This window comes from Arthrobacter sp. fls2-241-R2A-172 (genome assembly GCF_030208885.1).
In the GTDB taxonomy this organism is placed as follows: Bacteria; Actinomycetota; Actinomycetes; order Actinomycetales; family Micrococcaceae; genus Arthrobacter.
On record NZ_JARVTB010000002.1, the window covers coordinates 149,292 to 172,177 of the forward strand.

Sequence of the window (22,886 nt, forward strand, 5' to 3'; positions counted from 1 at the left end):
ACAATGGTCTGGTGACATTCGGACTGGACACCATTGGCAGGGGACTGGTCTTCGCCGATTCCCTCGACAACCTCGCCTCGGCCCTCACCAACCAGGGCGACGCCGGCACCGCAGTCGTGCAGGCACCGCCAGGAACAGGTAAAACCACGTTGGTGCCTCCGCTGCTGTCCAATCTTGTGTCCGAACGGCACCCCGGCCAGCCTCGCGTCGTCGTCACCCAACCGCGGCGCGTCGCTGCCCGGTCCGCCGCCCGCCGGCTTGCCAGCCTGGACGGTTCGCGGCTTGGTGGCAGGGTCGGCTACACCGTCCGGGGTGAAAGCAAAATCAGTAACGACACCGTGGTGGAGTTCGTCACGCCCGGCATTCTTCTCCGTAGGCTGTTGGTTGATCCGGGGCTTGACGGCGTCCATGCGGTCGTCCTGGACGAGGTCCACGAGCGCGGGCTGGAAACGGACCTTCTTCTCGGCATGCTCGCTGAGGTCCGCGAACTCCGGGATGACCTGTCATTGGTGGCGATGTCGGCGACCGTCGACGCGCCTCGTTTTGCGGCGCTCCTGGGTAAATCCGGGCTCGACGGCGCCGGTCCTGCTCCGGTGGTTGATTGCCCGTCCGCGCTGCATCCGTTGGAGGTCCGGTGGGTGCCTTCCCGGGACCGGCGGCTGGATGAGCGGGGTATAACCCGGAGCTTCCTCGACCACGTTGCCTTCACCGCGGCGACCACCCACGCTGCTGCCCTGGACACCAATCCCGGGGTGGATGCCTTGGTGTTCCTTCCGGGCGCCCGGGAGGTGTCCGACGTCGCTGCCCGCCTGCGGGGGCAGGTGGCCGACGAAATCGAGGTGCTGGAGCTGCACGGCCAGATCGGACCGGAGTCCCAGGACCGCGCTGTATCAGGCCGGGAACCCGGAGGCGCGCCCCGGATCATTGTCTCCACGTCCCTGGCGGAATCCTCGCTCACCGTTCCGGGGGTTCGCCTGGTCATCGACTCGGGGCTCTCCCGGGAACCGCGCCGCGACTCGGGGCGGGGCATGTCCGGTCTGGTGACGGTCTCTTGTTCCCGCGCCTCGGCGGAGCAGCGCGCCGGCCGGGCTGCGCGGCAGGGTCCGGGCACGGTAGTGCGTTGTTATGACCAGCAGGCGTTTTCCGCTGCCCCCGCTCACCAGACCCCGGAGATTACCGTCGCGGACCTGACAGGAGCGGCATTGGTCCTGGCTTGCTGGGGCGCGCCTGGCGGCGAGGGCTTATCGCTTCCCGATGCACCTCCGGCCATCGCCATGAGGGATGCCGTGGAGGTGCTCCGGGAATTGGGAGCGGTGGCGGACGACGGAACCGCCACCAGTTTGGGCAAAACCCTGGCCCGGATCCCGGCCGATCCGCGGCTTGCACGCGCCTTGCTGGAAGGATCCAGCGTTGCCGGCCCACGTTCGGCCGCTGAAACGGTGGCCTTGGTGGCGGGGGACCAGCGGGCTCCCGGAGCCGATCTCACTGCATTGCTCTCATCGCTGCGCACGGCTTCACACCCCGGCGCCCGGCGATTCGCGGAGGACACGCGGCGGATGGAGTCGATGGCGCGGCGGGAGGCGGCCGCCGTCGAACCTTCCCAAGGAAGCAAGGGCGTCACGGCGAGGGAAGCGCCCGGATTTGTGGTGGCGTTGGCGTTCCCGGATCGGATCGCCCGGCGCGTTCCCGGCGATGGAAGCATCACGTACCTGCTCTCCTCCGGAACGCGTGCCGGTCTCCCGGCTGGTAGCCCGTTGACGGCCCATGAGTGGCTTGCTGTCGCCGAAGTGTCCCGGGCCCATGGCCGTGACGCTGCGGGTACCGGTGCGGTGATCCGATCGGCAGCACCACTGTCGGCAGAACTTGCAGAAGCCGCAGCCCCCCACCTCCTTCTCCAGACGGTGCAGGCAAAGTTTGGCCAAGGGCGCGTCACCGCCAAGCTGGAACGTCGCCTGGGCGCCATCGTCTTGTCCTCCACGCCGGTCAGGCCCAGCGTGGAAGCCGGTCGGCACGCCGTGACGGAGGCGCTGAAGAACACCGGGCTTTCGATGATGGGGTGGTCTGCACCGGCCGATGCCCTGCGCAGGCGGCTCGCTTTACTGAGGCGCGAGCTCGGTGATCCGTGGCCGGACGTCAGTGAGGATGGCCTGCTCGCCCGCCTGGACGAATGGTTCGGCCCGGAGCTGGAGACCATCGCCTCCGGCACGCCTGCCGGCTCCATCAACCTCGTGGAACCCTTGCGGCGCCTGTTGCCTTGGCCGGAAGCGGCCAGGCTGGACAGCCTGGTGCCGGAGCGCCTTGAGGTGCCGAGCGGTTCGCGGGTGCGGATCGATTATCCGGACGTGGACGACGACGGCGGCAGGCCGGTTGTGGCGGTCAAGCTCCAGGAATGCTTTGGCTGGGACCGTACGCCGCACCTGGTCGATGGCCGCGTTCCGGTGCTCTTCCATTTGTTATCACCGGCCGGACGCCCGTTGGCTGTCACGGACGACCTCACCTCGTTCTGGTCCGGGCCGTACGCGCAGGTCCGGGCCGAGATGCGTGGGCGCTACCCCAAGCATCCCTGGCCCGAAGACCCGTGGACGGCGCCGGCCACGGCCAAAACCAAGAACCGGATGCAGGCCGGCTAGCCCAACCGCTCCACCATGAACTGCATCTCGCCATCCACGAAGGTTCCCACAACGCTGCTGGCGGCGAACTCGTCAGGCCCGGTGGTCAGGGGATCGAGCTCGAAGGCTGTGAAGTCTGCGCGCTTGCCCACGGTGATGGAGCCCGATACATCCCACAACCCTGCGGCCTTGGCCGCGTGCGAGGTGTATCCCTCCAGGGCCTGGAGCGCGGTGAGGGCCTGGGCCGGGGCGATGGGCTGCTGCTCGGGATGTCCGGATCGCCGGCGCAGCTGCGCATCGGCGATGGTGGGAAGCGGCTCGTAGGGGGCGATGGGCCAGTCCGAGCCGATGCCCAGGGTCACTCCGGCATCACGAAGGTCCCTGCACCGCCATGCCCTGTCCGCACGTTCGGGGCCCAGGCGGATAGACCAGTTGTCGCTGTGGTCCGCGAGCGAATAGTGCGTGCAATGGGTTGGTTGCATGCTGGCCACCACTCCCGAGTCCCTGAAGCGTTCCACCAGTTGGTCCGGTACGGATTCGATGTGCTCGATCCGGTGCACCGTCCGGCGCAGGACATCGGCAGGAACAGTCTCGGAGAGCGATTCCAACGCGTTCAATACATGGTGCACGCCCGCGTCTCCGATGGCGTGGGTCGCTGTGGGGATTCCCCGGGAGGCGAAGTAGCGGACAGCGGCGGTGTAGTCCTCGGGACGAGGCCAGAACGCTGCTGTGGATTGGCCAAGGGTGTCCGGTTCGTAGAGCCACGCGGTGCCGTTGTCCACTGTTCCGTCGACGAAGAGCTTGATGGCCTCAATGGACCAGCGGCGACCACCGGTTCCGATACTGCGGGCCATCTCCTTCCACTGGGCTTCGCCGCTGCCTGGCATGCACCACGGGGCCGTGCGCAGCCGAAGGGGCAGGTCACCGTCTGCTTCCAGTGCCTGCAACAGGGCGGTCGATTCCTCACTGTGGTCCATGATGTGCCCGCCGGTCAGTCCGGAACGGGCGAAGTCCCTCAGCAACCCGGCCAGCCGCGCCTTACGCTCGGCGAAGGACTCCTGCGGCATGTGCCGCTGGACGAGTTCCATGGCCGCGGCTTCCAGCAGGAGCCCGGTAGGGGTGCCATCGCCGTCGCAAACCACCTCTGAAGCCTGGTTGAATTCCTCCGGCCCATGGACACCGGCACGGTCAAGCGCCCGGCTGTTGGCCAGCGCCGAATGGCCATCGAACAGCCGTACAAGGGCTGGCTTCCCGCCGCTGACATCGTCCAAGGCATGGCGGTGCATGGGGGTGGTGCCGAAAGCGTTCGGGTTCAGGCCCCAGCCACGCAACCACTCGCCGTCGTTCGCTGCTTCCGATCGCAACAGAGCGCGCACGTCCGCCAATGTCGCCGCACCGGACAGGTCGACCCCCATGGTGAGGTCAAGGCCAAAGACAGGATGGATGTGGCAGTCCACCAGGCCGGGAGTCAGCGTAGCCGTACCGAGGTCCACCACCCGGGTTCCCGCTTGGCGCCAGCTTTGGGCGTCCGTGCGGCTTCCGACGGCGGCAATCACGCCACCGCTGACTGCGACGGCTTGTATGGGCTCATGGTGTGGCCGGTCATCCAGTGTGTGAACGGTGTCGGCCAGAATGATGAGGTCAGGAGTCATGGGTTTCAAAGCTTCCAATCCGGGAAAAGACGTCGGGGCGGTTGGTGCGCAGGCTACGGGCGATGAGCAGGCCGGCAAGGAACACCAGCGGTGATACCAGGAGCAGGATGGTATTGGTCAGGGCATCGGCGAAGGTGAGGAGTTCGATGTTGATGGCGATCAGTGCCACCACTCCGAACAGGAGGATGGCCGAGGCTACTGTCAGGGGGATGATCAGGCGGTTCGTGACAGCGGCAGGGTTACGGCGCAGGTAGGTAAAGGCGGCAACGGACACCAGTCCCTGGAGTGCGACAATCCCGAAAATACCCGGTGTGTTGACCCAGATCAGGAGTTGCTTGTAAGGGTCGGCCCCGGCGATCGCACAGATGATAATGACGACGGCGGCCAGGACAGTCTGGATCTGACCTGCACGATGCGGCGACTTGTATTTGGGGTGTGTCTTGCCAAGGAATGCGGGCAGGACGCCGTCTTTCGCCAGCATGTACACGTAGCGGTTGATGGCGTTGTGGAAGGCAAGCTGGGATGCGTAGACACTGGTCACGATCAGCACGTACATGACGACTTCGGCCCAGGGCCCCACGTATTGGTTGATGGTAGCGAAGAACATGCCATCGGCCAGTTCACCGGCAGCCTCCACCACGTTTCCGTCCCCATATGCCTGGATGACGGTCCAGACGATGAACGCGTAGAACACGGACATGAAACCTACGGCAATGTAGGTTGCCCGGGGGACCGACTTGTCAGGATTGCGTGCTTCGCGCCGGTACAGCACCGTGGATTCAAAGCCCATGAAAGCTGCGAAGCAGATGGCGAGGATGGCCAGCACGCCTGGCGTGAACGCATGCTCGGGGGAGAAGGAGGAGAAGCTGATGCCTTGGGCGCCTCCACGGGCCAGGATTCCAACCCCCATGACGGCAAGGATTGCGGTTTCGGCGATGAGCAGGACCCCCAGGACCTTTGCCCCGACGTCGATGCCGCGGTATCCAAGGAACCACACCGCTGCGATCGCAACCAAGGCCACTACCGGCCAGGGAACGTCGAGGCCGAAGAGCGTGTGGAGCATCGCCTGGGTCTGGACGGCGAAGAGCCCGTAGACGCCGATTTGCAGGCAGTTGTAGGAAACGATTGCCAGGATGGCTGAGGCCAGGCCCACGGTCTTGCCCATGGCCAGTGTGATGTAGGTGTAAAAGCCGCCGGCGGCCTTGACGTGTTTGGTCATGGCCATAAAGGAGATGGCAAACACCAGGAGCACCGCGCCGGCGATGACATACCCCATGGGGGCGCCGATGCCCCCAACGCCAAGGGCTACTGGTGCCACTCCGGCCATCACGGTGAGGGGGGCTGCTGCGGAGATCACCAGGAAGGCGATGCCGCCGGTGCCGATGGCATTCCGTTTGAGCCCATTCCCGGCATCTGCTGCCGGGGGTCGGGTTTCGAGGTCAGACATGGGGGTCCTCTGGGGTTCTGTGGGGAGGGGAATTCTTGGAGGTTCCGGAGACTAAAGCGAAAGGCTTTCGTTTATCGTAAGGGCCTGTGACCCTCCGCACAATACTTCGACGCAAACTTCTGGCTAGAGTCGTAACAACAACCGCGAATGGAGACACCCGCATGGCACGCCCGCTGGTCCCGCTGATATCGGTCGACGCACTCGTCACCGCCGCCCTCGAACTGGTGGACGAGGCAGGGGATTTCAGCCTGCCGAAACTGGCCAAACGGATCGGGGTCAGCCAGTCCTCCATCTACAACCACGTGAGCGGTCGCGAAGAGATACTTGAGCTCATGCGCGGGCGGATCATCGCAGAATTGCCCTACGTACTCGGCGACGACCAGGATTGGGAAGCATCACTCCGCGCGATCGTCCGCAGCTACCGCGACGCTTTTGCCCGCCACCCCAGGCTCGCGCCCCTGCTGGTACTCCAAACAGTCCAGGACCCCCAAGTACTGGCGCTTTACGAAAACCTTGCCGTCGCCCTCCGCACAGCCGGGTTCACCGGCCGGGACGTGGTCTCCGCGATCTCCACCATTGACAGCTTCGCGCTGGGGTTCGCCCTGGACCTGGCAGCTCCTGACGTCGTATGGGCTCCGCCGCTGCACGGCTATCCGACGCTCACCCATGCCCTGAGCTATGCGGGCCCTCCCACTGAACGCGGTGAAGCCGCTTTCGAATTCGGTCTGGAAATCCTCATCGCAGGCCTCCACTCGCGCCTCCAGTCGACGGTGCAATAGACGTGGACGCTGCTGGAAATGTGGCCCACAACTGGTGGGACGCGGTGCTTCGCGGTTTCACCGACACCCATACCACTGCAGTTCCCCTCCCTGCCCTGCTCGGCATTCTCGCCTGCTCCGTGGTCCTGAGCATTCCACGGCCCACATGGCGCTGGTTCGGCCTGTACGTGACCTTCGTCCACGAACTCGGCCACGCGTACGCAGCCCTGATGACCGGCCGGTTCGTGCACGGACTTCGCATCGGGCTGGACCATTCGGGCCGGCTGGTCAGCAGCGGCCGGAGTTCCTTCGGTGCGGCATGGTCAGGATTCTGGGGTTATCCGGCCCCGGCGGTTGTGGGCCTAAGCCTGATCGCCGCATGCGCTGCCGGGCGTTCGGGAGCCGCAATGTCCGTGGGCGCCCTGATACTGCTGGTTTCGCTGGTCTTCCTCAGGAACCTGACGGGCATACTGGTGGCAGTGTGCAGCGCGGTCATTGCCCAGGTCCTGATACTGTTTGCGGCGCCCACCACCGTCAATTACGTCGTGCTGGCACTTGGTGTTGCGCTCTCCGTGGGCGGTGTCCGCGATCTCTTCAAACTCGTCGGTGTTCATACCCGGCGACGGAACCGGTTGGCGGCCTCGGACGCGTTCATTCTGGGCCGCACCACGGGTGTCCCGGCCTACGTCTGGCTGGCCGGCTTCACCGTGGTAATTGCGGGGTGCTCACTCGTGGCTGCCTGGTTGCTGTGGGGCATGCTCACGGTTTAGTCCAAAGCCGGGCCGGTGGATCAAAGGCCGACGCCGGCAGGCTGGTTTTGCTCGCTGCAAGCCCTTGTCCTGCGGCCACCCCAGGGTGTCCAATCCTCTTTAACGTTCCACGTTCAGGGCGTTTGCATGAGCGCCGGAGAGAACACCAGGAGGTGCCCATGTCCGTGAAGGGTACGCGCGAACCGGCAAAAGGAAGCGGCCCAGGCAATGCTGAGGCCAAGGGCGGCGATAATGGCTCGACCATGTCACCCACGGATCCTGCCGGCATCCGGAATGTGGCACTCGTCGGACATTCCGGTGCAGGTAAATCCATGCTGGTGGAAGCCCTGCTTGCAGCCACTGGCGCCATTCCCAGGATGGGGACCATCAGCGACGGGACCACGGTCAGCGACTCGGATCCGTCCGCGATCCATCAGCAACGGTCGGTGACCTTGTCGGTGGCGCCGATCCGGGTCGGTGCGGTCAAGGTCAACCTGATCGACACCCCGGGCTACACCGATTTCACCGGCGAACTTCGGGCAGGTTTGAGGGCCGCAGACGCGGCCCTTTTTGTTGTCTCCGCTGTGGACGACATCGACGGCGCCACCGTTACGTTGTGGGGCGAGTGCCAGAAGGTCCGGATGCCGCGTGCGGTGGTGCTCAGCAAACTGGACCATCCGCGTGCTGACTTCGCCGCCGCCGTCGTGCGCTGCCGGGAAGCATTCGGTGACTCTGTCCTTCCCCTGTACCTTCCTGCCGCCGACAACGCCGGCCTGATCGGCATCATCCATGGCACCAGCAGCGAGCCGCGGGTGGAGGAAGCCCGGGGACCCCTGGTGGAAGGCATTATCGCCGAAAGCGAAGACGAGACACTGATGGACCGGTATCTCGGTGGTGAAGAACTGGCGCTGGCGGACCTCATCAAGGACCTCGAAACAGCCGTGGCCAGGGGAAGCTTCTTCCCCGTCATTCCCACCTCCGCAGAAGCCGGCATGGGGCTCGCTGAGCTCATGGCCCTCATGACCGAAGCCCTGCCATCACCCTTGGAACGGGTTCCCCCGCCGGCCATGACGTTGGACGGCACATCGCTGAAGCCCCTGCGCTGCGATCCGGCAGCTCGATTGGCGGCCGAAGTAGTGCGAACCACCGTGGATCCGTTTCTTGGCCGTGTTTGCCTTGTCCGGGTTTTTTCGGGAACCCTGCGGGAAGATTCATCGATCCACGTAGGCGGCAGGGGACTCGCCGACAGGGGCCATGAAGACCACGACGCCGACGAACGCGTCACGCACCTCTACTCACCTGTCGGTCAGGGACTGAAAGCAGTTCCGCAGTGCATTGCAGGTGACATCTGCGCGATCAGCAAACTCGCCAACGCCGAGACCGGCGACTCGATATCAGACCGTGAGGCGCCGCTGCTTCTTGAGACCTGGAACATGCCCGAGCCCCTGATGCCGGTCGCCATAGAAGGCGCCTCCCGAAGTGACGAGGACGCGCTTGCCAAGAGCATCGGCAAGGTGGCGGCCGCCGACCCCACGCTGCGCCTGGAACGTAACCCGGATACGCACCAACTCGTCCTCTGGTGCATGGGGGAGGCCCACGCGGAGGTAGTCCTGGACCGGCTCCGCAACCAGGGCGTCAAGCTGCAAACCGTGGACGTGATCACGCCTCTCCGGGAGACCTTTGCCACGAAGGCAAATGGCCACGGCCGGCACGTCAAGCAGTCCGGAGGCCACGGGCAGTTCGCCATCTGCGACATAGAAGTCGAGCCCCTCGGCCGCGGCGAAGGATTCGTGTTCTCCGACAAAATCGTGGGCGGCGCAATCCCGGGCACTTTCGTTTCTTCCGTGGAGAAAGGCGTCCGGGCGCAGATGCTTAAGGGTGTCTTGGCCGGTTTCCCCGTGGTGGATATCAAAGTGACGCTGGTGGGTGGTAAGACCCACAGCGTTGATTCCTCTGATGCGGCTTTTCAGGCGGCCGGAGCCCTGGCGCTGCGCGAAGCGGCAGCCGCGGCGAAAATCCAACTCCTGGAACCAGTATCCGCGGTGGTTATCAGCGTTCCCGATGAGTATGTAGGGACAGTCATGAGCGACCTTTCCGGTCGGCGGGGACGCGTCACCGGGACGACGGCTGACGATACCGCAGGGACCGAAATTACCGCCGAGGTCCCGGACCAGGAGCTCCTGCGGTACGCCATCGAGCTGCGTGCACTGACCGCCGGGACGGGCCGATTCCGGCGGTCCTACCTCCGGCATGTAGCGCTGCCCAAGTAGGACCTACGGGTTGGCCCCCAGGAACGCGGCCACAGCCGGCGCCAGCGATGCGCCCACTTCGGCTGCGCCCCGCTTCACACCCTTGACCGCGAACGAATGGTCGCCGCCCTCACACCACTGGAGTGTCGCCGTCGGGCCAATCCTTGCCACCACGCCCTCCAGCAGTTCCGGCGTGGCAAAGGTATCGCGGGTACCTTGAAGAAAGAGCATGGGCACAGTGACTCCGTAGAGGTGCTCGTCGCGAAGCTTGTCCGGCTTACCCGGTGCATGCAACGGGTAGCCCAAGTAAACCAACCCCCGTGCGGGCATTCCCTCAGCCACGGCCATTGATGCCATGCGTCCGCCGAAGGATTTTCCGGAAGCCCAGATGGGTTCCGCATTGCCCAGCTCAGTGGCCCTGTCCATCACGGCCCGCCACGTAGCGATAGCCAGAGGCGGCCGATCAGGAAAACGCCGGCCCGCTTCGCGGTACGGGAAGTTGAAGCGCAGGGTTGCGACGCCTTCGTCCGCCATCGCTTCAGCGAAACCCTGCAGAAACGGGTGCTCCATTCCCGCGCCGGCGCCATGGGCCACCACGAGGGTGGCCGAGGGGTGGTCAGGCCGGATGGAAAGGGCCGAAATTTCGAGTTCGTTGACGGCGATCCGCAAGGATGTTTCAGGCGTTGGCATGCATCCATCATCCTGCAGTGAGGCGGTCCGCGATGGACATGCGCACCGGAACGGGCCCGAATGCTGACGCGGGCGGTTCAAACACGGTAGCTTGTGGCCATGGCGAGCGAAGCAACCGTTGTCACCGTGCCCGGCCCCGATGGCCCCCGGGAGGTTCGAATTTCCAGTCCCAGCCGAGTCATGTGGCCGGAGGCAGGACTGACCAAGCTGGACCTGGCCAATTACCTCATTGACGTGGGCGAGGCCTTTGTCGCAGCCAACGGGAACCGTCCCGTCAGCCTTCAACGGTATTCGGGCAACATCGAGGGCGAGATGTTCTTCTCGAAGAATCCGCCCAAGGGAGCGCCAGACTATGTGCGTTCCGTGCCCGTCACGTACCCGAGCGCACGGTCCCATCCGCAATTGGTCATCGACGAGCCGGCGGCCGCAGTGTGGGCCGCACAAATGAACACCGTGGTGTTCCACCCGTGGGCTTCCCGGGCCGACGATCCGGATAACCCGGACCAACTCCGGATCGACCTCGATCCCCAACCAGGGACGGACTTTGATGACGCCAAGCCGGCCGCCCTTGAACTTCGGTCAGTCCTGGAGGAGGCGGGCCTCACAGCGTTCATTAAGACCTCCGGGAACCGGGGGCTTCACGTCTATGCCCCCATCCACCCCAAGCATGAGTTCCTGGACGTACGTCACGCCGTGATCGCGGCCGGCCGTGAATTGGAACGCCGCATGCCGGATAAGGTCACCATGGCATGGTGGAAAGAGGAGCGCGGAAAGCGGATCTTCGTTGACTTCAACCAGGCAAACCGGGACAGGACCATCGCCGGTGCCTACAGCCCACGCGCAGTACCCACAGCGCAGGTGTCCTGTCCACTGACGTGGGACGAACTGGATCACGCAGATCCGGCGAAATACACCATCGCCACAGTTCCCGAGCGCCTCAGGAAAGCCGGTGACCCGTGGGCGACCATGCACTCGCAACCGGGGGAGATCGACGTTCTGCTTTCCTGGTGGGAACGCGATGTCAGCAACGGCCAGGGCGAGATGCCCTTCCCGCCGGAATTTCCCAAGATGCCGGGAGAACCCATGCGGGTGCAACCGAGCCGCGCACGTAAGACGGAGGAATAAGCCGCGGGCAGGGGATGCCTCCGGCGCCTCGGCCAGCGCCCGGGGCATCTGTCGGGGGGCATCGGTCCGGGGGTTATTCGAACCGGGACGGATCTCCGGTTCCGCGACGCACGACTTCGGCAACGCCGCTGGAAAAGTCCACCACGGTAGTCGGCTCTGCTCCGGTGTCGCCGGCGTCGATGACACCGTCCACCTGGTTGTCCAGCCGTTCCTTGATTTCCCAGCCCTGCGTCAGGGGTTCTTCCTGGTCGGGCAGCAGGAGCGTGCTGGACAACAGCGGTTCGCCCAGCTCAGCCAACAGGGCCTGGACAACGCGGTGGTCAGGGATACGCACACCCACCGTCTTCTTCTTGGGGTGCAGGAGCCGCTTGGGTACCTCGCGGGTGGCCGGCAGGATGAACGTGTAGCTGCCCGGAGTGACCGCCTTGATGCTCCTGAAAACGTCGTTGTCGAGCATCACGAACTGGCCCATCTGGGCGAAGTCCTTGCACACCAGCGTGAAGTGGTGCTTGTCGTCCAAATGCCGGATCGCCCTGATGCGGTCAAGCGCTTCCCTGTTTCCGATTTGTGCCCCCAACGCGTAGCAGGAGTCGGTAGGGTAGGCGATCAGGCCGCCGTCCTGCAGCATTTTGACCACTTGGCCGATGGCGCGTGGTTGGGGATCTTCCGGGTGCACATCAAAGAATCTGGCCATGGGAAGAGCCTACGACAAAGCTAGGACAGGATGTCCTTGTTCGAGAATTTTGCGTAGGCCAGTGTGCCGCACACGGCGATGTATCCGGCCTGCAGCAACGCATTGGCACCGAACGACGTCCAGTCGATCGGCTGCCGCAGCAGATCCGCGAAGCCCAGCCAATGGTGGCTGAACAGCCACGGGTGCAGCCAGTCCAGTTGCGGGAGGTTGTCCAGCACCTGGGAGACAACAGAGAGGACAATCGTGGCGGCCATGGCGCCCACCGGAACATCAGTGAAAGTGGAAATCAGCAGTCCTATGGCAGACAAACCCAACAGCGAAACCGTGATGTAGCCGGCGATCCCCAAGGACCGCAGCATCGATTCGCCCACGCCAATGGTGTCGCCTGAGAGGAGCGTCACGGGTCCTACAGGAAAAAGCACGACGCCGGCCAAGGCACCTGACGCTGCCACGGTCACCGTCGCGGCGAAACAGAACGCTACGGCCCCGGCATACTTGACCAGCAGGAGCCGGACGCGGCCTGCGGGTGCAAGCAACAGGTAGCGCAAGGTCCCCATGTTGGCTTCGCCGGCGATGGTATCCCCAGCCACCACGCCGATGGTCAGGGGCAGGAATAACGGTACGCACACCACCAGGGCGGTCACGGCCACAAAAAGTCCGTTTTGGGTGATGCGGTCCAAAAAGAGCGGTCCCCGGCCTGGGGCGACGGGCCGGGACGACAGTTTGACGGCCACAGCTATGAGGATGGGTACGGCTGCGAGGGCGAGCAGCATCGCCCATGTACGGAGGCGACGGAACAGCACCGACAATTCAGAGCCAAGCAGGGACCAGCCAACCGGGGGCCGCACCCCCGGGGCCAAGGGCTTAGAGGTGTCAGCCGACAACGTCGAACCCCTCTCCGGTCAGGGACACGAACCGGTCTTCCAGGCTTGCGTCTTCAACAGCGAAACCCCGTACCCGAACGCCATCGGCAACCAAGGCTGCCACGATCACCTCAGGGGCAGGCCCGGCCAGTCCACCGTTCATGACAGCCCTCGCCTCGATGGGGCGTTCCCCATCCGGTGTGGCGGCCGGGACCAACCCCAGGCGCGCCAGGACGCCGATGGCGCGTTCGGCGTCGGGCGTTTCAACCACAACCTGCCTCTGGCCCGCGGACCGCAACTCCGCCAGCGGTCCTTGGGCGACCAGGCGCCCGGCACTCATGACGCCGACGTGGGTGCACATTTGTTCCACCTCGGCCAGCAAATGGCTGGAAACGAACACAGTGGTCCCTCCCGCGGCGAGGGATCGCACCAAGCTACGGACCTCGCGGGTGCCCTGGGGGTCCAATCCGTTGGTGGGTTCGTCCAGGACCAGCAGTTCCCGCGGCCTGAGCAGCGCGTTCGCCAAGCCAAGGCGCTGCTTCATGCCCAACGAATAGGCCCGGACCTTCTTACCGGCAGCGTGGGTAAGTCCAACACGGTCCAGGGCCTCGGCGACGCGTTGTCGACGTGTCGCCGGCAAGGCGTGGCGGTCAGCTGAATCGAGGCGCATGAGGTTTCCGGGTCCTGTGAGGAAGGGGTAGAAACCGGGCCCCTCCACCAAGGCGCCGACATTGGGGAGGACCGATGCCAGCGCGGCCGGCATGGACTGGTCCAGGACCCGGACATCGCCGCTCGTGGCGGAAGCCAGCCCCAGCAGTACCCGGATGGTGGTGGTTTTTCCCGAACCGTTGGGTCCAAGGAAGCCGAACACCGCTCCGCGCGGTACAGCGAGGTCGATGCCGTCAACGGCGGCGCGTTGCCCGAAGCGTTTCACCAGCCCGCGGGTCTCAACAGCCAGCTCCTCAGCGGCGGCCCCGCGCTGCGTTGGTGAGGGCTCCTTCACTGGGCGGCAGCCGCTGACTGGAGCCGCTCCAACGGGACCAGCCCTGCGAGGACGCGGCCGTCGTCGAGAATCAGGACGCTCACCAGCGAAGAGGTCAATGCCCGTCCGCCGGAAACGCTTTGCAACATCTGGGAGATTTGGGGATTCGAAGTAAGCCCGGCAGGCACAGCGGCGGCAGGCAGCACGACGATCGATCCCCACCCTTCGCCGGAAACCCGTGTGCCGTGAGGGGACGGCGCTTTGGCACTGGCATCGGCATCGGGCACCGGAGTGGGCCGCGCGGGAAGTATCTTCGTGGTGACAGTGGATCCCGCGGGCGGAGTGAACTGGAACAGGCCGGGATCGGGAGCGCTAAAGCTCAGATCGGTGAAGGCCAGGGAGTAGGCAGGGTCGGCTTGGTTTTTCGCCTGCACGTGAACGCCCAGCGGGAAGCCGGTTTCGGAGTCGACGTCGATGGACACCGAGGCCACCAGGGTGCCGGGGTCCTTCGGGGCAAGGTTAAGCCTGTACGCATTACGACCGGCAACCGATGAAGCCTCTCCCACCGTCACCTCGGTTCCGGCGTCAACAGCGGCCAGGAACCTGCTGGCCAGTGCCTCGGGCGTGGGCAACGTCGGCTTGTTTGGAAGAGTCTCCGTGGGGGCGCCGGACTTTGGGACCTGAAGGTGGGTGGCGCTGTTGTCCGCCGAGTTGTAGAACCATGCATCCTTGCCGTTGACGATGAGGTCGCGCTCAGCCATGGCGTCCATGACTTGCAGTCGCGCCTTGGTGGGATCGCCAACGAAAACGCGCGCGGTGTGGCTGCCCGCCAGGAACTCAAGTGCAGTACCAGCAGCCGGAGTGATGCCTGGGGCCGATGAGGGTATATCCGGGAGTCCCAGCTCCGCAGTCTGTTGAAGCGTTCCGGAGAATGCACGCACTTGCGTGCGCGCAATCATGGCAAGAACCTCATCCGCTGTCTTGGGCGGCAGCGACACTGTGGCACCGGCCTGGACCGAACCTGTGAGTACCGCAAGGACAAGGGCAAGGGGGATCAGGAGGGCTGGCAGCCACCGCCGCTTGGCCCGCGTCATTGCTACCGACCACCGCACGTGAAAAGCATGGATTAAGACTACTCCCGTTCCTGGCCGGAATCGGGGGCAGTCACGCAGAAGCGCGAGTTAGTCCCGGATCGGCTGGCGCGCCAGTTCCACCGCACCGTGCACCGGTGCCTGTGTCAGGATCCGGACGGAAGACGGGTCCTCGAGTGAAACTTTCCGGGCTACGGCACCAGCCAGCTGGCTCTGGTTGACCAGCAGGCCCCCGGCCATGACGAGCGGCAAGTCCAGGCCCAGTTCCCCCAGTACCTGGCGGGCAAGTGTTGCCAGGGAATGCGCGGCCTCGGCCTGGATCCGAACGGCAGCGGGGTCTCCCTCGGCCGCAAACTCCAGGACGAGCGGGGCCAGGCTGGCCCAGTGGTCCGGTTCCGGCTTCGCGTAGAAGAAGTCCATGAGCTGCAGGGCATCGGCGCTGGAGGTTGCTTCCATCAGCGCCCGAACCAGGATCCCAGGCTCCAGTCCGGCGTAGTACTCGCGCAGGGCTTCCCGGACGGCGTCGCGCACCACTGAGTAGCCGCTGCCCTCATCGCCCAGCAAATAGCCATACCCGCCGCTTCGCGCTTCGCGTCCATCGGCATTTCGACCCCAGGCTACCGAGCCGGTGCCAGCGACCAGCACGGCGCCGGCGTCGAGGCCGGCGGCCGCGAGGACAATGCGGGTGTCGTGGACCACCTCGACTTTGGCGCCGGGGAAATGTTCCATGAGGAGGGCGGAGAGGACGGCACGGCTCGCTGGCGTGTCGGCGCCCGCTGCACCGGCACAGACGGCTTTGACTCCACCTCCTACGCTTGCGGCAATCCGGCGCAGGACCGCGTCAGCTCCTTGGTGCCCGACCGATGACAAGTTGGCGCTGGTTTCAGTGATTTCATCACCGGAGCTCCGAGGTGATCCGCTAACTGTCTGGGTCTCCTCCGAGCGGACGGCGTGTGTCTTTGAGCCGCCGATGTGGAGGCCGAGGACTGGCGGCGTCACGGGAGCATCGCCGATGCTTTGGTCCTGCCGGGTGCGATGGCGCGGATCAGGGTCCCGGCCCGCTTCGCAGCGGCGCTCCTCGAGTTCACATTGTCCTTCAACTGGCGTCCCTTCGGTTCAGGTGCGGACTGTCTGTGCGAAGGTGGGGGAGTGCCCCTGGCTCGCCGCAGTTGGTTGAAACCAACAATCCCTAGATTGGCATAGACCAATCCAGCTGTCTACAAGTAGGATGTCCAACATGCAACCAGAAGCTGCACCTGCTGCGCCGAAATATTACCTCCTTAAAACGGAGGTCTTGGCGCTGATCGCGGGTCTGCAGCCCGGGACGCTTATCCCCACCGAGCGGGCACTGGCGGAAAAGTATGCAACCTCCCGCACCACGGTCCGGCAGGCGATCAGCGAGCTCGTCGCGGAAGGCAGGTTGGGCAGGATCCAAGGGCACGGAACGTTCGTAGCACCACCCAAGGTGACGCACGTCCGGCAATTGACGTCCTTTTCCGATGACGCCCGCACGCAAGGCCTCCGTCCCGACTCCACCCTGATCGGCCTCGACGTCGTCCGGGCGGACACCGTCGTCTCGACGCACTTGGGATTGGAAGAGGGCGCGCAGGTCACCCGGTTGGAGCGGATCCGCCTGATTGAGGGCGAACCGCTGGCCCACGAAGTCGCCTGGCTGCCGGGCAGGCTGCCACGTTTCAAGTCGAACCTGTCCAAATCCGGGTCGCTGTACGCGGTCCTCGAGGACGTATACGGGATCCGGGTCGCCGACGTGGAAGATACCGTGGAAACTGCCCTGGCAGGTCCTGGCGACGTTCAGCTTCTCGGAATCGAAATGGGTGCACCATTGCTGGTGGTACACAGGCTGGCCAGATCCGCCACAGGTGTTCCGGTGGAGTGGACCCGCAGCACGTTCCGCGGGGATAGGTTCAGGTTCGTCTCACGCGTGAAATCAGGGGATTAGCATGGCCAACTCGGCCTCAGGTGAGTCCGTCATCCGCCGCGTCGTCCGTCTGGTGGAAGCATTTGATGACTCCCACCGCACCATGAATGTCGCCACGCTGGCGCGCCGATCCGGGCTTCCAGTAACCACCACGTATCGCCTGGTGGACGAGATGCTGGCCGAGGGCCTGCTTGAACGCGAAGCCAATGCCGAGGTCCGCGTAGGCATACGGCTGTGGGAGCTCGTCTCCAGGAGTTCACGGATGGTGGGCCTGCGGGAAGCCGCGCTGCCGTTCATGGAAGACGTTCAATCGGTGGTCCAGCATTCAACGACGCTTGGGATCCTGGAATCCGACGAGGTCCTCTACATCGAACGCATCGGCTCCAGGGATTCCATGGTGGACATCACCAAGGTGGCCGGCCGGCTTCCCGTGCACGGTACATCGTCCGGGTTGGTCCTGCTGGCCTACTCGCCGGCTGCCTACCAGGACCTCTTTCTCTCCCGGACGCTGGAGAAGTTCACCGATGCCACGCTGACCAATCCAGCCGATCTGCGCCGTCACCTTGCAGCCATCCGCCAACGGGGATTCGCATCCATGCCCGGAATCATCGTGCCGGAATCGAGCGGAATCGCAGTTCCCGTCTTCGGCCGAACGAACACCGTTGTGGCTGCCTTAAGCGTTGTGGTGCCCAGGAATGAAGAAAACGCGGCCGTGCGCGTGCCGGTATTGATGACTGCCGCGCGCGGTATTTCGAGGGCCCTGGGTTGGCGCGGCGAGCTCAAAGGCGCACTCCGCCAAAGCAACGGCAACATCTGATTCCCGTTCATCGGTAACGCTGTGGCCCCACTCACAGGCCCGCTGGCAGAGTGGAGCGCACAGCAGGGCACTGCGGACCGGACCACCGGCCGGCGCCATACACGAGGACATTGACCCTCAAGGCATTCAGCCCAAGTACATCAACGGCCCCCGGGCCCTCTTCCGTGCTGCCCTGCGCCGTAGTGATGTTTGAACGCCGCAATGCCGCGGCAGGAGGAGTTTTGGTCATGGAGTCAGCAGTACACGGAAAGCCGTCCCAACGCGTGGCCGGGAAAGTGGTTGTGGTTACCGGCGGCAGGGGAGACCTGGGAAGCGCAACCGCCCGGTTGTTGGCTGACCACGGGGCGTCCGTAGCCTCGTTGGACCGGGCCGGGACGCCGGCCGGGGGCAACCATCCCGGTATCACCGAATACGACGTGGATGTCACCGATGAGTCCAGCGTCGCAAGGACGATCGGAAATCTCAGCGAAGAGCTCGGCGCTCCGGACATCCTGGTCAACGCTGCCGGTATCATCGGCGTCGCCGGAGCAAGCCACACCGCGTCCATGGAAGATTTCAATGCCATCTTTGACGTCAACGTCAAAGGGGTTTGGCTCATGACCAAGTACGTGGTTCCAGGCATGATCGCCAAGCAGTCCGGAAGCATCATCAACTTTTCCTCCATCCACGGACTGACCGGCGGACGCAACGTGCCGCTCTACCACGCAACCAAGGGCGCTGTCCGGCTCCTCAGCAAGTCCGATGCCGCCACCTACGGCGCCCACGGTGTACGGGTGAACTCCATCCACCCGGGATCCATGAACACCAGGATGAGCCGCCGGTCGGCGGAACAGTCAGAGATCGGGGCAGAGGCCTATTACCGGCAGTTGGTAGGCAGCAACCCGCTGCCCAGGCAGGGCGAACCGGACGAAATTGCCTACGGCGTGCTGTACCTCGCTTCCGATGAATCCCGGTTCACCACGGGATCCGAACTGGTGATCGACGGCGGCTACACCGCGGTCTGACCCGCCTGGCAACTGCAACCCCATTTCATTCCCGAAAGGCTCCACCGTGAAATTCCTGAACGGCACACAAACCGATACCTACGACGTCGTCGTGGTCGGCTCGGGCGCAGGCGCCCTGACGGCAGCGGCCACCGCCGCAAAGGCGGGCAAATCCGTCGTCGTCCTCGAAAAGACCGAGCTGCTGGGCGGTACCTCAGCGGTATCGGGAGGCATGCTGTGGGTGGCCGACAACCACCACGCCCGCGAAGCCGGTCTGAGCGACTCGAAGGACGCCGCGGCGCAATACATCCGCGCTGTGGCCCGCGGACGTAGCCGCGAAGAGCTCCTTGATGCTGCCCTCGACTACGGGGACACCATGCTCCGTTTTACCGAGGACGAATGCGGGGTCCGTTTCATCTTCCTGGATAATTTCCCGGACTACCGACAGGACCTTCCCGGTTCCGTTGAAGGCGGGCGGACCGTTGAACCCGAACTGTTCAACATCCGCGAGGCACTTGGCGAACTTGCGCACCATGTCCGGTCCGACGGCAGGGCCCCGTTCACTATGCAGGAGTATGAGAACTGGGGTGCCTTCACCAAGTTCCCGTGGAAGGAGCTGAACCAGCGGCAGGACCAAGGACTTGTGGCCAAAGGCCATGCCCTGGTTGCCATGCTGCTTGCGAGCCTGGTCCGGGACGGCGCGGCACTGGTGGTTGGCGCCCGCGGTCAACGACTCCTGCTCGACGGCGGCAGGGTAGTGGGCGTCGAACTCGAGTCGGGTGAAACTATCCACGCCAACGACGGCGTCGTCCTCGCTACCGGTGGCTTCGAGTGGGACAAGGCGCTGGCCGATTCGTTGCTGGCCTCCCGCCTGTACATCATGTGCTCACCACCCTCCAACACTGGCGACGGACTAAAGATGGCACAGCGGATCGGGGCACAGACCCGCGGAACCCGTGAAGCCTGGTGGGCGCCGATGTCCATCACGGGAGACACCCGCGATGGAGCGCCCATTGGCACCTTGCTGAGGTTCGAACGGCAAGGACCTGGCTCGCTCATGGTCAACCGGCACGGACGCCGATTCGCCAACGAGTCCCAGAATTACAACGATCTCGCACGCTGCCTGCAGTCCTGGGATTCGCCGAACAACCAGACCCTGAACACCCCGGCACATGTGGTCTTCGACCACGGCTACCTGGAGCGCTACGGCGTCCTGGCTCACCGGGCCGGCCAAGCAACGCCGGACTACCTGATCGAAGCACCCACGCTGGAAGAGCTGGCCGAAAAGATCGGTGTCCCTGCCGACGAACTCAACGCAACGGTCAGCCGCTTCAACGAATATGCCGTCAAAGGTGAGGACCCGGACTTCGGACGGGGTGAAAGCGCCTACGACAAGTACTGGGGCGATGACGACTGCCCTTGGCCCAATCCGTCACTGGGCCCGCTGTTGACCGGACCGTTCTACGCAATGGAGGTGGTCAACGGTGCGTTCGGAAGCAACGGAGGCGTAGCGACGGACGGCCGGGCCCGCGTCCTGGACGTGGACGGCAACGCCATCCCAGGCCTTTTTGCCGCCGGTAACACCACGGAGAATGCCTACGCCGCAGGCTACCCGGGGGCGGGAGCCACCCTTGGCCCCATCATGACCATGGGATACCTTGCGGGCCGGACCATTGCCGGCCAACCGGCCGAGTATGCGGGTGACAGTGTGACGACAGGAGTGGGAGCATGATCCGCCACGCAGTGTTGTTCAAGTTCAAGCCTGACTTTCCCGCAGCGGACAAAGCCGCCTGGGTGGCGGGCCTGGATGCGATGGACGGCAAGATTCCGGGCCTCCTGAAACTGACCCACGGCGCTGATGTCTTCCAGCACGAACGCTCCTTCGACTACGCGATCGTTGCCGATTTTGCCTCTGCCGAGGACATCGATGCCTACAACACCCATCCCCTCCACGAGCCACTCAAGAAGTACTCGTTTCCCAACAGCGAGCACATCATCGCCGTCGATTTCCACCTCTAGCACCACTTGGACGCCGTTCGAAGGAGAACAGCCATGTCTACAACTGCCCAGCAAACGACGCTGCGCAAGACCCCTGGAAAAGCGGCTTTGGCCTCGTTCCTCGGAAGCACCCTCGAGTACTACGACTTCTTCATTTATGGCTCAGCCGCCGCGCTGGTTTTCGGGCCGCTTTTCTTTCCCTCCGATGATCCTGCGGTGGGACTGATCGGAGCCTTCGCCACCTTCGGCGTGGCCTATGTGGCCCGGCCGGTGGGTGGGCTGGTCATGGGCCACTTCGGCGACAAGCTGGGACGCAAGAAAATCCTGCTCATCACCCTGGGCGTCATGGGACTGTCGTCCCTCGGCATCGGGTTCCTGCCAAGCTACAGCCAGATTGGCTTCTGGGCACCGGTCCTCCTGGTCATTGGCCGCCTGGCGCAGGGGTTCTCTGCAGGGGCGGAATCGGCAGGTGCGTCCACACTGACCCTGGAACACTCACCCGAGGGCCGCCGCGGCTTCTTTACCAGCTTCGTCATGACCGGTTATGCCTCCGGCATGGTGCTCGCGACTCTCGTCTTTATCCCGGTTTCCGCACTGCCCACCGAGGCGTTGATGAGCTGGGGTTGGCGCATCCCGTTCTGGTTGTCCATTGTGGTGTTGGGCGTCGCTTACTGGGTGCGGACGCACCTGGATGAGACTCCGGTGTTTGAGGACGCCAAGGACCGGCAGGCCGTGGCCCCGATGCCGCTGCGGGAAGTCCTTCGTTTCCAGTCAGCCGATGTGGCGAGGGTGGTTGGCATGTCCATCATGTCCGTTATGCAGACGATCTTCACAGTTTTCGGTTTGTCCTACGCCACCGGCGCCGCAGGCTTCGACAAGGCATCCATCCTCACTGTCAACGCGGTGGCCATTGGCTTGTCCATGTTCGTGATGCCCCTGACGGCGAAACTGTCCGACAATTGGGGACGCAGGCCGTTGCTCCTCACAGCGGCAATAGGCTGCTCAGCGACGATCTTCGCCTACTTCATGGCGTTGTCCAGCGGAAACATCTTCCTGGTCTTCGCCGCCGCGTTCATCAACATGACGCTGCTCTATTCCTGCTTCAACGGAATCTGGCCCGCCTACTTCGCCGAACTCTTCGCCGCACCGGTCCGGTATTCGGGCATGGCTTTGGGGAACCAGTTGGGATTGGTGGTGGCTGGCTTTGCTCCCCTTATCGCAGGACTGCTGCTGGGCAAGGGCCACGACGGGTGGCTTCCTGTCGCCGGGTTCGCGGTGCTGTGCATGGCCATCGCCGGCGTCTCCGCCTATTTCTCACGGGAAACCGCCAAGACGCCCATCGAAGACCTGGGGGAGCCGTACTGGCGGGGAATCGCCGTCAGGAAACCGTAGCTGCGGCCGTGCCCGCCAGACAGCGTCGAACGAATTCGGCACTGGGTTCGGCATAGGCGGCAACAATCCGTTTGAACAATTCAGCACCCTCGGCCCCGGGCCAGTCGGCTGGCAGGAATGCTGCCGGCAACCCGGGGTCGAGGTACGGGATGATCCGCCATCGGTCGATGCACTGGACGTAGGTGGCGAAGGCCTTCGCTGAGACGTCAACCGCGTGGCCTGAAACCGCGGCACCATGCTCCCTGATGAAGTCCTTGTGAAGGCCGGCCACCGCCTCCAGGTCCCACCAGTTCGACGCGGCATCCCGGAGGCTGCCACCTACCAACGGGGTTTCGGTCACGAAGACGGTTGCCATGTCCCGCAGGTCCAGGTCGGCCAGGATTTCCTCCACCTCCCCCCGCAGGGAGTCAGGGCAGATCCACAAACCCGCGGCCACTGTCCCGCAGCCGATCCAATGGAGCCTGCGCCGCAGCTGGTGGCGCTTTTCGCGTTCGGTCTCCGGAATGGAAAACGAGATCAGGCACCACGGATCGGCGTCGCCCATGCTGCGGGGGTTGTAGATCCGGCGGTCACCACGGGCCAGCATCGTGGAGGCGCCGTCGGTGAGCGTATAGCCGGGGAGTCCGTCACGGTTTTCCTGCAGGACCACATCCTTCTTGCGCAACCGGCCCAAGGCGGTCCGGGTGACTGTGCCGGACGTGCCGAGGGCCTCCATCAGGGCAACGATGTCCTTCGCCGACATCCAACCCCCGGCATCCCTCAAGTACAGGCCAATGACGGTCCGCAGCAATGAAGTGGTACTCCCGGGGCGGGAGTCCATATCGTCCAGTACAGCGCTCACTTCAGGC

General features: G+C 64.4%; 20 protein-coding genes. 11 read left to right on the forward strand and 9 right to left on the reverse strand.

Annotated elements, in window-relative coordinates:
* Nucleotides 1–11: 11 nt before the first annotated feature.
* Nucleotides 12–2,630 (forward strand): ATP-dependent helicase HrpB, encoded by a 2,619-nt coding sequence (hrpB, locus tag QRM57_RS03570; RefSeq protein ID WP_284985624.1) that lies wholly within the window; start codon nt 12–14, stop codon nt 2,628–2,630.
* On the opposite strand, the gene QRM57_RS03575 is transcribed toward hrpB, so the two are convergent.
* Nucleotides 2,627–4,261 carry an amidohydrolase gene (locus tag QRM57_RS03575; protein WP_284985625.1) on the reverse strand — a complete coding sequence of 545 codons (1,635 nt, stop codon included), beginning with the start codon at nt 4,259–4,261 and terminating at the stop codon, nt 2,627–2,629. The two genes, hrpB and QRM57_RS03575, sit on opposite strands and share 4 nt — an antisense overlap.
* Nucleotides 4,251–5,708, reverse strand: a complete 1,458-nt coding sequence (locus QRM57_RS03580; protein WP_284985626.1) for an APC family permease — start codon at nt 5,706–5,708, stop codon at nt 4,251–4,253. Before QRM57_RS03580 ends, QRM57_RS03575 begins: the two co-directional genes overlap by 11 nt.
* A 161-nt stretch (nt 5,709–5,869) precedes the next feature.
* Between QRM57_RS03580 and QRM57_RS03585 the strand changes: the two genes are divergently transcribed.
* From QRM57_RS03585 to QRM57_RS03595, 3 genes are all read left to right on the forward strand, one after another.
* Nucleotides 5,870–6,487, forward strand: a complete 618-nt coding sequence (locus QRM57_RS03585) for a TetR/AcrR family transcriptional regulator C-terminal domain-containing protein (RefSeq protein ID WP_284985627.1) — start codon at nt 5,870–5,872, stop codon at nt 6,485–6,487.
* A gap of 2 nt (nt 6,488–6,489) precedes the next feature.
* Nucleotides 6,490–7,236 (forward strand): M50 family metallopeptidase, encoded by a 747-nt coding sequence (locus QRM57_RS03590; protein WP_284985628.1) that lies wholly within the window; start codon nt 6,490–6,492, stop codon nt 7,234–7,236.
* A gap of 158 nt (nt 7,237–7,394) precedes the next feature.
* A complete protein-coding gene (locus QRM57_RS03595; protein ID WP_284985629.1) occupies nt 7,395–9,485 on the forward strand; it encodes an elongation factor G-like protein EF-G2 in 2,091 nt (696 codons plus the stop codon).
* Between the two features lie 3 nt (nt 9,486–9,488).
* Here the strand turns inward: QRM57_RS03595 and QRM57_RS03600 are convergent, their stop codons facing one another.
* Complete coding sequence (locus QRM57_RS03600) at nt 9,489–10,154, reverse strand: alpha/beta hydrolase family protein (RefSeq protein WP_284985630.1); 666 nt, start codon at nt 10,152–10,154, stop codon at nt 9,489–9,491.
* A gap of 99 nt (nt 10,155–10,253) precedes the next feature.
* Here QRM57_RS03600 and ligD point away from each other — a divergent pair, with 99 nt between their 5' ends.
* Entirely contained in the window at nt 10,254–11,279 is a 1,026-nt protein-coding gene (ligD, locus tag QRM57_RS03605) for a non-homologous end-joining DNA ligase (RefSeq protein ID WP_284985631.1), read from the forward strand.
* A 73-nt stretch (nt 11,280–11,352) separates the two neighbouring features.
* Here the strand turns inward: ligD and QRM57_RS03610 are convergent, their stop codons facing one another.
* From QRM57_RS03610 to QRM57_RS03630, 5 genes are all read right to left on the reverse strand, one after another.
* Nucleotides 11,353–11,973 (reverse strand): L-threonylcarbamoyladenylate synthase, encoded by a 621-nt coding sequence (locus QRM57_RS03610; protein ID WP_235521689.1) that lies wholly within the window; start codon nt 11,971–11,973, stop codon nt 11,353–11,355.
* A gap of 20 nt (nt 11,974–11,993) precedes the next feature.
* Entirely contained in the window at nt 11,994–12,857 is an 864-nt protein-coding gene (locus QRM57_RS03615) for an ABC transporter permease (protein WP_284985632.1), read from the reverse strand.
* On the reverse strand, nt 12,847–13,839 hold the full coding sequence (locus QRM57_RS03620; RefSeq protein WP_257368177.1) for an ABC transporter ATP-binding protein: 993 nt from the start codon (nt 13,837–13,839) through the stop codon (nt 12,847–12,849). The genes QRM57_RS03615 and QRM57_RS03620 overlap by 11 nt, the downstream gene beginning before the upstream one ends.
* Nucleotides 13,836–14,912: a LolA family protein gene (locus tag QRM57_RS03625; protein WP_284985633.1), complete on the reverse strand. Its 1,077-nt coding sequence runs from the start codon at nt 14,910–14,912 to the stop codon at nt 13,836–13,838. Before QRM57_RS03625 ends, QRM57_RS03620 begins: the two co-directional genes overlap by 4 nt.
* An 87-nt stretch (nt 14,913–14,999) precedes the next feature.
* Nucleotides 15,000–15,908, reverse strand: coding sequence for an N-acetylglucosamine kinase (locus tag QRM57_RS03630; RefSeq protein WP_284985634.1), 909 nt, complete (start codon nt 15,906–15,908; stop codon nt 15,000–15,002).
* Between the two features lie 229 nt (nt 15,909–16,137).
* On the opposite strand from QRM57_RS03630, the gene QRM57_RS03635 reads away from it, so the two are divergent.
* The 6 genes from QRM57_RS03635 to QRM57_RS03660 all read left to right on the forward strand — a co-directional run bounded on the left by QRM57_RS03635 (nt 16,138) and on the right by QRM57_RS03660 (nt 22,038).
* The gene (locus QRM57_RS03635) at nt 16,138–16,869 is read left to right on the forward strand and encodes a GntR family transcriptional regulator (protein ID WP_502868616.1); all 732 of its coding nucleotides are present in this window, start codon (nt 16,138–16,140) and stop codon (nt 16,867–16,869) included.
* A gap of 1 nt (nt 16,870) precedes the next feature.
* On the forward strand, nt 16,871–17,665 hold the full coding sequence (locus QRM57_RS03640; RefSeq protein ID WP_284985636.1) for an IclR family transcriptional regulator: 795 nt from the start codon (nt 16,871–16,873) through the stop codon (nt 17,663–17,665).
* A 227-nt stretch (nt 17,666–17,892) separates the two neighbouring features.
* Nucleotides 17,893–18,669: an SDR family NAD(P)-dependent oxidoreductase gene (locus QRM57_RS03645; RefSeq protein ID WP_284985637.1), complete on the forward strand. Its 777-nt coding sequence runs from the start codon at nt 17,893–17,895 to the stop codon at nt 18,667–18,669.
* A 46-nt stretch (nt 18,670–18,715) separates the two neighbouring features.
* On the forward strand, nt 18,716–20,380 hold the full coding sequence (chcC1, locus tag QRM57_RS03650) for a 4-oxocyclohexanecarboxylate 2-dehydrogenase (protein ID WP_284985638.1): 1,665 nt from the start codon (nt 18,716–18,718) through the stop codon (nt 20,378–20,380).
* On the forward strand, nt 20,377–20,667 hold the full coding sequence (locus QRM57_RS03655; protein WP_235521697.1) for a Dabb family protein: 291 nt from the start codon (nt 20,377–20,379) through the stop codon (nt 20,665–20,667). Before chcC1 ends, QRM57_RS03655 begins: the two co-directional genes overlap by 4 nt.
* A gap of 33 nt (nt 20,668–20,700) precedes the next feature.
* Entirely contained in the window at nt 20,701–22,038 is a 1,338-nt protein-coding gene (locus QRM57_RS03660; RefSeq protein ID WP_284985639.1) for an MFS transporter, read from the forward strand.
* On the opposite strand, the gene QRM57_RS03665 is transcribed toward QRM57_RS03660, so the two are convergent.
* Nucleotides 22,025–22,879, reverse strand: a complete 855-nt coding sequence (locus QRM57_RS03665; protein ID WP_284985640.1) for a PaaX family transcriptional regulator — start codon at nt 22,877–22,879, stop codon at nt 22,025–22,027. The two genes, QRM57_RS03660 and QRM57_RS03665, sit on opposite strands and share 14 nt — an antisense overlap.
* Nucleotides 22,880–22,886: the final 7 nt, after the last annotated feature.

Excerpts from the sequence above, each read along its gene's own strand:
- QRM57_RS03575 (WP_284985625.1), bottom strand. The coding sequence starts at position 4,261 with ATGACTCCTGACCTCATCATTCTGGCCGACACCGTTCACACACTGGAT.
- QRM57_RS03580 (WP_284985626.1), bottom strand. The coding sequence starts at position 5,708 with ATGTCTGACCTCGAAACCCGACCCCCGGCAGCAGATGCCGGGAATGGG.
- QRM57_RS03585 (WP_284985627.1), top strand. The coding sequence starts at position 5,870 with ATGGCACGCCCGCTGGTCCCGCTGATATCGGTCGACGCACTCGTCACC.
- QRM57_RS03595 (WP_284985629.1), top strand. The coding sequence starts at position 7,395 with ATGTCCGTGAAGGGTACGCGCGAACCGGCAAAAGGAAGCGGCCCAGGC.
- QRM57_RS03600 (WP_284985630.1), bottom strand. The coding sequence starts at position 10,154 with ATGCCAACGCCTGAAACATCCTTGCGGATCGCCGTCAACGAACTCGAA.
- ligD (WP_284985631.1), top strand. The coding sequence starts at position 10,254 with ATGGCGAGCGAAGCAACCGTTGTCACCGTGCCCGGCCCCGATGGCCCC.
- QRM57_RS03610 (WP_235521689.1), bottom strand. The coding sequence starts at position 11,973 with ATGGCCAGATTCTTTGATGTGCACCCGGAAGATCCCCAACCACGCGCC.
- QRM57_RS03625 (WP_284985633.1), bottom strand. The coding sequence starts at position 14,912 with ATGACGCGGGCCAAGCGGCGGTGGCTGCCAGCCCTCCTGATCCCCCTT.
- QRM57_RS03635 (WP_502868616.1), top strand. The coding sequence starts at position 16,138 with ATGTCCAACATGCAACCAGAAGCTGCACCTGCTGCGCCGAAATATTAC.
- QRM57_RS03640 (WP_284985636.1), top strand. The coding sequence starts at position 16,871 with ATGGCCAACTCGGCCTCAGGTGAGTCCGTCATCCGCCGCGTCGTCCGT.
- QRM57_RS03645 (WP_284985637.1), top strand. The coding sequence starts at position 17,893 with ATGGAGTCAGCAGTACACGGAAAGCCGTCCCAACGCGTGGCCGGGAAA.
- QRM57_RS03655 (WP_235521697.1), top strand. The coding sequence starts at position 20,377 with ATGATCCGCCACGCAGTGTTGTTCAAGTTCAAGCCTGACTTTCCCGCA.
- QRM57_RS03660 (WP_284985639.1), top strand. The coding sequence starts at position 20,701 with ATGTCTACAACTGCCCAGCAAACGACGCTGCGCAAGACCCCTGGAAAA.